The 7,349-nt window shown below is 71.9% G+C and carries 8 protein-coding genes and 1 pseudogene; 4 read left to right on the top strand and 5 right to left on the bottom strand.

The genetic code is table 11. The features are described from left to right. The 3 genes and pseudogenes from AB1285_RS24465 to AB1285_RS24455 form a co-directional block, all read right to left on the bottom strand. Nucleotides 1-202 (bottom strand): FAD-dependent oxidoreductase (locus AB1285_RS24465; RefSeq protein ID WP_429978052.1); only part of this gene is annotated, 202 nt, incomplete at its 3' end. Between the two features lie 119 nt (nucleotides 203-321). After that, a pseudogene (locus AB1285_RS24460) lies at nucleotides 322-774 on the bottom strand (NAD(P)/FAD-dependent oxidoreductase); the annotation flags it as partial. A 26-nt stretch (nucleotides 775-800) separates the two neighbouring features. Further along, on the bottom strand, nucleotides 801-1,268 hold the full coding sequence (locus tag AB1285_RS24455) for an Lrp/AsnC family transcriptional regulator (protein ID WP_025105441.1): 468 nt from the start codon (nucleotides 1,266-1,268) through the stop codon (nucleotides 801-803). Between the two features lie 99 nt (nucleotides 1,269-1,367). On the opposite strand from AB1285_RS24455, the gene AB1285_RS24450 reads away from it, so the two are divergent. Further along, a complete protein-coding gene (locus tag AB1285_RS24450) occupies nucleotides 1,368-2,816 on the top strand; it encodes a gamma-aminobutyraldehyde dehydrogenase (RefSeq protein ID WP_280567277.1) in 1,449 nt (482 codons plus the stop codon). A 12-nt stretch (nucleotides 2,817-2,828) separates the two neighbouring features. Here the strand turns inward: AB1285_RS24450 and AB1285_RS24445 are convergent, their stop codons facing one another. Continuing rightward, entirely contained in the window at nucleotides 2,829-3,356 is a 528-nt protein-coding gene (locus AB1285_RS24445) for a GNAT family N-acetyltransferase (RefSeq protein ID WP_268777081.1), read from the bottom strand. Nucleotides 3,357-3,580: 224 nt separating this feature from the next. Between AB1285_RS24445 and AB1285_RS24440 the strand changes: the two genes are divergently transcribed. Genes AB1285_RS24440 through AB1285_RS24430 form a run of 3 tightly spaced genes read left to right on the top strand, consistent with a single transcriptional unit; the run spans nucleotide 3,581 to nucleotide 6,998 of the window. Next, nucleotides 3,581-4,750, top strand: a complete 1,170-nt coding sequence (locus AB1285_RS24440) for an ROK family protein (protein WP_429978050.1) — start codon at nucleotides 3,581-3,583, stop codon at nucleotides 4,748-4,750. Next, a complete protein-coding gene (locus tag AB1285_RS24435) occupies nucleotides 4,747-5,676 on the top strand; it encodes a polysaccharide deacetylase family protein (protein WP_292797440.1) in 930 nt (309 codons plus the stop codon). Before AB1285_RS24440 ends, AB1285_RS24435 begins: the two co-directional genes overlap by 4 nt. Further along, nucleotides 5,673-6,998, top strand: coding sequence for an MFS transporter (locus tag AB1285_RS24430; RefSeq protein WP_292797443.1), 1,326 nt, complete (start codon nucleotides 5,673-5,675; stop codon nucleotides 6,996-6,998). Before AB1285_RS24435 ends, AB1285_RS24430 begins: the two co-directional genes overlap by 4 nt. 2 nt (nucleotides 6,999-7,000) lie before the next feature. On the opposite strand, the gene AB1285_RS24425 is transcribed toward AB1285_RS24430, so the two are convergent. Further along, the coding region (locus AB1285_RS24425; protein WP_429978048.1) for an NAD-dependent epimerase/dehydratase family protein at nucleotides 7,001-7,349 on the bottom strand (349 nt) is incomplete at its 5' end.

Below are 7,349 nucleotides of genomic sequence, written 5' to 3'. Positions count from 1 at the left end.
GGCGGTTGCGCTTCAGGAGCGAGGGGAACACGTTCGTCGCGAGCGCCACCGCGTCGGCGGTCACCCGGCCGTGCTCCGTGACGAGGGTCACCGGACCGGAGTCCGCGCCCTCGATCCGCCGGACGAGGCTGTGCTCGTGGATCTCCACGCCGAGCTCGACGGCCACCCGTGCGAGCTCCAGGCCCAGCTTCGCCGGGTGCACGAGAGCGCTGCCCTCCCGATCCCAGGCGCCGGCGAGGAACGTGGGGAATGCACTTCCGCCTGCACCGCCTCGCGGTCGAGGAAGCCCTCCTCCTCGCGCAGCCACTCGACCTGATGCGGCTCCACGGCGACCGCGAGCTGGCCCGTCCGCTCGAACTCGGCATCCATGTCGTACCGCCGCACGGTCTCGGCGATGCCGTCGAGGTTCTCGTGGCCCAGCTCCTCGAGGCGGTCGATCTCCTCGGGCCAGCGGTTCACGCCGTTCTCGTGGCCGTGCGTGAGGCTGGACTCGCAGAAGCCGCCGTTGCGCCCGGATGCCGCCCAGGCCACGCGGGATGCCTCCAGGAGGACCACCTTCCGCTCCGGATCCCGCTCCTTCGCGCGCACGGCCGTCCAGAGCCCGGTGTAGCCGCCGCCGACGACCACGAGGTCCGTGTGCACGGTGCCGCGCAGCGGCGGATGCGCGGGCCGCTCGACGTCGTCGAGCCAGAAGACCGACAGGGCCGTGTCGCGCAGGGCGTCGTCGACGACGGACTGCGAAGGACGACGGCGTTCGAAGACCGTGGTGCCCATGTTCACTCCGATGCGAGGGGAGCGCGTCAGCGCGTTCCCCAGTTGTAGAGGTCTTTGTAGAGGCCGGCGTAGAGCAGGCTCTCCGTCTGGATGATGCCGGGGATGGTGCGGATGCGGGTGGCGATGAGGTCGAGCAGATGGTCGTCGTCCTCGCACACCGCCTCGACGAGGATGTCGAACGTCCCGAGGGTGACGACGACGTACGCCAGCTCGGGGATCGCCGTGAGCTCCTCCGCGATCGCGCGGGGGTCGCCGGACACCCGGATCCCGATCATCGACATGCGGTGGAAGCCGAGCTGCAGCGGGTCGGTCACGGCGACGATCTGGATCAGACCCGATTCGGTCAGGCGCTGCACGCGCTGGCGGGCCGCGGCCTCGCTGAGCCCTACTTCGCGGGCGATCTCCGCATAGGGACGCCGCCCGTCCTCCTGCAGCAACTCGACGATGCGCTTCGAGATGTCGTCGAGGGCGGGGGGAGGCGTCTTCGGACTCATGTACCGATCGTGACATTCTGACCCGCCCTGCGCAACTGATTCCGTCGATCTGTGGACGAAAAGCTACAGATTCCGCGCTCGGATGGCTACCATGGCGCTATGTCCTCACCGTCGACGATGACCGTGCCCCTGCAGAACTTCATCGGCGGTCGCGCCGTCACCGCATCGGGGAGCGGGCGCCTGCCGCTCATCGATCCGGTGACGGAGGAAGCCTACGGCGAGATCCCGATCTCCGACCGCACCGACGTGGATGCCGCGTATGCCGCGGCCGCGGCGGCGTTCCCGACCTGGCGGGACACCCCGCCGTCTGCGCGCCAACTCGCCCTGTTCCGCATCGCCGAGGACATGGCCGCGCGGGCCGAGGAGTTCGCCGACCTCGAGTCGAAGGACACCGGCAAGCCGCGGGCGACGCTCGTCGCCGACGAGATCCTGCAGTCGGTGGACCAGCTGCGGTTCTTCGCCGGGGCCGCGCGGAGCCTCGAGGGTCGAGCCGCCGCGGAGTACCTCCCCGGGCACACCTCCTTCGTGCGCCGGGAGCCGATCGGCGTGATCGGGCAGGTGACGCCGTGGAACTACCCCCTGAACATGGCGGTGTGGAAGATCGCTCCCGCGCTCGCCGCCGGCAACACCGTCGTGCTGAAGCCGGCCGAGTCCACGCCGCTCACCACGCTGCTGCTCGCGGAGATCGTCGCCGCGCACACCCCCGCGGGCACCCTCAACGTCGTGCTCGGCGACCGCGAGACCGGAGCGGCCCTCGTCGAGCATCCGACACCGCAGATGGTGGCGATCACCGGCTCGGTGCGGGCGGGGATGGCCGTGGCCCGCTCCGCGGCCGACGACGTCAAGCGCGTGCACCTGGAGCTCGGCGGCAAGGCGCCCGCGATCGTCTTCCCGGACGCGTCGATCGAGAAGGCGGTCGAGGGCATCGTCACCGGGGCCTTCTTCAACGCGGGTCAGGACTGCACCGCGGCGACCCGGGTGCTCGTGCACGCGTCGATGCACGACGAGCTCGTCGCCGCACTGGTGGAGCGGACCCGCACGCACGCGCGGACCGGGGTGCCGGACGAAGAGGGCGTGCTGTACGGACCGCTGAGCAGCGCGGCCCAACTCGCTCAGGTGCAGGGCTTCATCGACCGGCTTGCGGCGCACGCGACCATCGCCACCGGTGGGAGGCGGCAGGGCGACCGCGGTTACTTCTGGGAGGCGACCATCGTGACCGGCGTGCAGCAGGACGACGAGGTCGTGCAGGGCGAGATCTTCGGACCCGTGCTCACCGTGCAGCCCTTCGATACCGAGGAGGAGGCGCTCACGATGGCGAACGACGTGCCGTACGCGCTCGCCGCCTCGGTGTGGACGCGGGAGCACACCAGGGCCATGCGCTTCTCCCGCGACTTGGACTTCGGCTGCGTCTGGATCAACACCCACATCCCGTTCGTGTCGGACATGCCGCACGGCGGGTTCAAGCACTCCGGATACGGGAAGGACCTGTCGCAGTACGGCTTCGACGACTACACCCGGATCAAGCACGTGATGAGCGCGCTCGACTGACGCGGCGGTCGTTCAGCGCAGGGCGAGGAGCTTGACGCGGCGGTGCTCCCGGAGCGTGAACTGCGGGCGCTGATCGATCTTCGTGGCCCCGTCGAGCTCCCACCCGTGCCGGGCGTAGAAGCCGTCGGCGCGGTCGTTGCCGTCGAGGACCCAGAGGTAGGCGCGGGTGTGGCCGGCATCGATCATGCGCTGCTCGGCGGCGTCGAGGAGGGCATGCCCCGCCCCCGTCGACCACGCGGTCGGGTCGGCGTAGATGCCGTACAGCTCGGCATCGTCCAAGCCGTCGGGGTCGCGACCAGAGCCGAACGACGCCCAGCCGACGACGGTGCCGTCGCGCTCCGCGACCAGGGTTCCGAGGCTCGTGGGCAACGGATCGGCGAAGATGCGGCGCCACCCGTCGGCCCGTTCCGAGACGGACAGCCCGTCCAGCACCTCCTGGTCGATGAGGCCCTCGTAGGCCGCCTGCCACGACCGCACGTGCACTCCGGCCACGGCCTCGGCATCGTCGGCGACGGCGTCTCGGATCACCAGGGGCGTCATCCCTCCACCCTATGCGGGCCCGCCGACGTCCTTCCGGGTTCCCCGGTCACACCTGCACGACACGGGTGCGTCTGTGGGGAGGAATCCCGGGTTCTGTCGTGCGGCCGTGCCCGGGTCGTGCAGGCGACGCAGCCGGGAAGGACGGGTCGACGGGTGCGACGCGATGTGGCAGGCTGGCGGGCACCGACTCCGCACGAGAATCGACCCCCCAGAGGTTCCGCCGCATGTCACGACCCCTCGCAGGACCGCAGACCCTGCTCCGCACGCTCAACGGCCGCGCGATCCTCGAGCGCCTCGCCCGGAGCGGACCGCAGACCAGGGCCGAGCTCATGGCGGCGACCGGCCTCTCCCGCACGGCCGTGACCCAGGTACTGCGGATGCTCGACGCCGCGGGAGCCGTCACTGCGGCCGGGGTCGACCGCGACACCCGCGGACCGGCGGCGGGCCGGGTCGCTCTGCACCCCGCCCTCGGGGTCGCGGCGGCCGTGCACGTGGACCATCACGCCGCCCACGTCGTCCTCGTCGACGCGACCGGCACCATCAGAGCCGAACGGCACGGCGCCTTCCCCGCGGGCGAGGACCGGGTCGCGCACATCGCCGCCCTCGTCGCGGCCTGCCGCCGATCCGTGAAGGGCGCGCTCCACCTCGCCGTCGTCGGAGTGCCCGGCATCGTCGCGTCGGACGGTGCGATCCGCGACGACCAGGGACCGGACGGCGGCGCCTTCCGCTCGGCTCTCGCGGCAGCCCTCGACTGCCCGGTCCGCGTCGAGAACGACGTCAACCTCGCCGCGCTCGCCGAGTCGACCACCGGCGTCGGCATCGACCTCGCGAGTTTCGCGCTGCTGCTGCTCGACGACGACCTCGGCGCCGGCATCGTGATCGACGGGGCGCTGCATCGCGGGTTCTCGGGAGTGGCGGGCGAGGTGATGTACCTCCCGCAGACGCCGGTGCCCATCGGCGCCCCGGTCGCGGGCGCCGCGGTGGTGCGCGACCTCGCCCTCGGGCTCGGACTGGATGTCGACGCGCCTTTCCTCGCCCACCTGGAGGCGGCGCAACGCGGAGACGAGGCGGCGCAGGCCCTCGTCGCGGAGATCGGACGACGGCTCTTCCTCGCGGCGGGCAGCGTCGCCCTCGTGCTCGATCCCGAGGCCTTCATCCTCGGCGGGGAGGCGGTGCACCCGGCGCTCCTGGATGCGATCGAGCGGGTCGCGGACGAGTTCGCCGCGCAGCTGCCGCTCCGTTTCCTCGCCTCGGCGTTCGGTCCGGAGGCGCCGCTCGTCGGAGCTGTGGGTGAGGCGGCCTCCGCGCTCCGCGCCGACGTCTTCACCCGGATCCTCACACCCTCCCGCGCACACCGCCACCGGCCGCTGACCGCCCGACAGGACACGCCATGACCGCCTCCTCCGCTCTCGCCGACCGACTCGGGCTGCCGTCCGGTGCCAGGGCGGTCATCCTCAACGCCGACGACTTCGGGATGTGCCATGCCGCGAACGCGGCGATCTCCGGACTCCTCCTCCGCGAGCGGATCGACTCGGCGACGGTGATGGTGCCCTGCGCCTGGTCCCCGGAAGCACTCGCCTTCGCCGCCGCGCACCCGGACCTCGACGTGGGCGTGCACCTCGTCCTCACGAGCGAGTGGCGCCGATACCGGTGGCGTCCGCTCACCGCGGGCTCGTCGACCCTCGTCGACGCCGACGGCTTCTTCCCCGCCGACGTCGCGACCGTGGAGCAGCACGCGTCGGAGGAGGATGTCGCCGCCGAGATAGCCGCGCAGTTGCAGGCGGCGCTCGATGCCGGCGTCGACGTGACCCACCTCGACAACCACATGGGCTCCGTCTACGGGCTGCTGACCGGCCGGGACTTCCTGCGCGCCGTCTTCGACCTCGCCGCCCGGCACGGCCTCCCCTTCCGCCTGCCCCGCGAGATGGAGGGAGCGGACGCCGATCCGATGCTGCAGGCGAAGCTCACCGAGGCGGCGGCGGTGGCGGATGCCTTCGGCGTGGAGATCGTCGATCGGCTCTGGACGCACCCGTTCGAGCTGCGCGGCGAGGGCACCGCCGATGAGGAGTCGTACGAGCAGGTCCGAGACGGGTTCCTCGCGGTGCTGCGCGCCGTCCCGCCCGGTGTCACCGAGATCTACCTGCATCCGATGGCCGACGGCGAGGAGCTGCGCGCCGCGGTGGACTTCGCGGCGGCCAAACGCGGCTACGAGCTGCGGCTGCTCGACGACCCGCTCGTGCAGCAGACGATCGTCGAGGAGGGTCTGGTCCGCGTCGGCTGGCGCGCGCTGCGGGAGCTGCAGCGGGGAGACGCCCGGTGACGGCGCTCGGCGAACGGCTGCGCGACCGCCGTCTCGACGCCGCTCCCACCCGCTCCCAGACCATCGCCTTCGGAGCCTCCGGGTTCCCGACGCAGCTGATGACGCAGACGTTCTCGGCGTTCGTCGTGTACTTCTACGTCTCGCACCTCGCCGTCCCCGCGGGGTGGGTGGCGGCGGCGATGATCGCCCACGGCATCCTCAACGCGGCGCTCAACCCTGTCGTCGGGGCGCTCTCCGACCGGATCCGCACGCCGTGGGGCCGCCGCATCCCGTGGATCGGGCTCGGCATCGTGCCGCTCGTCGTCGCGTTCGCCCTCGTCTGGATGCCGCCCGCGCTCCCGGCGGCCGGGCTCATCGTGTGGTTCCTCGTGGTCGTCGCGGTCTACGACATCGCCTTCGTCGTGGTGGTGCTGAACATCTCGGCGCTGTTCCCGGAGATCTTCCGCACCACGGAGGAGCGCGCCCGCGGGAACGTGCCGCGGCAGATCTTCGCGATCCTCGGCATGGTGCTCGGCACGGCAGGAGCCCCCGCGCTCTACGACGCGATCGGCTGGCCCGGGATGGCCCTCGTGCTGTCCGGCGTCTGTCTCGTGCTGCTCGTGTGGTCGTTCCTCGGCGGGATGATCGAGCGCCGGGTGCCCGAGGCCGCCTCCGAGGCCATGCGCTGGCGGGACCAGCTCGTCTACACGTTCCGCAACCGCGCCTTCGTGCCGTACGTGCTGGGCTCGCTCTGCGTGCAGACCTCGATCGCCGTGATCCTCGCCGCCGTCCCGTTCTACGTCCGCTACTCGCTGGGGGCGGCCGAGGGCGAGGGCAGCCTCCTGCTCGGCGCCATCTTCCTCACGGCCATCCCGTCGATCGTGCTGTGGAGCGCGGTGGTCCGGCGCACCTCCCCGCGCACGGCGCTGCTGTGGAGCGTCGCGGTGTTCGGGGTCGCGGTGCTCGGCTACCTGGTCCCGACGTCGGTGGGGGCGGCGGCTCTCGTCGGGGTGGCGGTCGGCGTCGGCGTCGGCGGGCTGCTGCAGCTCCTCGAGGTCGTGCTCGCCCAGATCATCGACGACGACGCGCATCGCACGGGCCACCGTCGCGAGGGTGCGTACTTCGGCGTGAACGGGTTCGTCGTGCGCGGCTCCGTGGTCCTCCAGGCGATCGTCGCCGCGGCTGTGCTGACCGCGACGGGCTTCGACGCCGGGCTCGGCGACGCGCAGCTGGAGGCCGTCGACGGCGGCATCCGGCTGATGCTGGCGGTCATCCCCCTGGGCTTCACCGCGGTCGGATGGCTGTGCTTCTGGCTCTACCCCATCCGCACGCGCGACCTCTGAGGTCAGCCGGCGGCGCGGCGGGCCTCCCAGCCCGTGCGCACCATCTCGTCGACGGTGTAGCGCATGGTCCAGTCGAGGTCGCGCGCCGCGAGTTCGCCGGTCGCCACGATCCGATCCGGGTCGCCGGGGCGGCGAGGGCCGACCTCGGGGGTGAAGTCGATGCCGGTGACGCGGGCGACCGCATCCATGATCTGCTTCACGCTGAGGCCGTCGCCGGAGCCGAGGTTGTACGCGGGCTCGATCGGTGCGCCGGAGGCCAGGCGCTGCGCTGCGGCGACGTGGGCGGCGGCGATGTCGCCGACGTGCACGTAATCGCGCACGTTCGTGCCGTCAGGGGTGTCGTAGTCGTCG

This window comes from Microbacterium sp. NRRL B-14842 (assembly GCF_050470785.1).
Note: the sequence above shows the minus strand (reverse complement) of the source record. Positions and strands in the feature narration are given on the sequence as shown.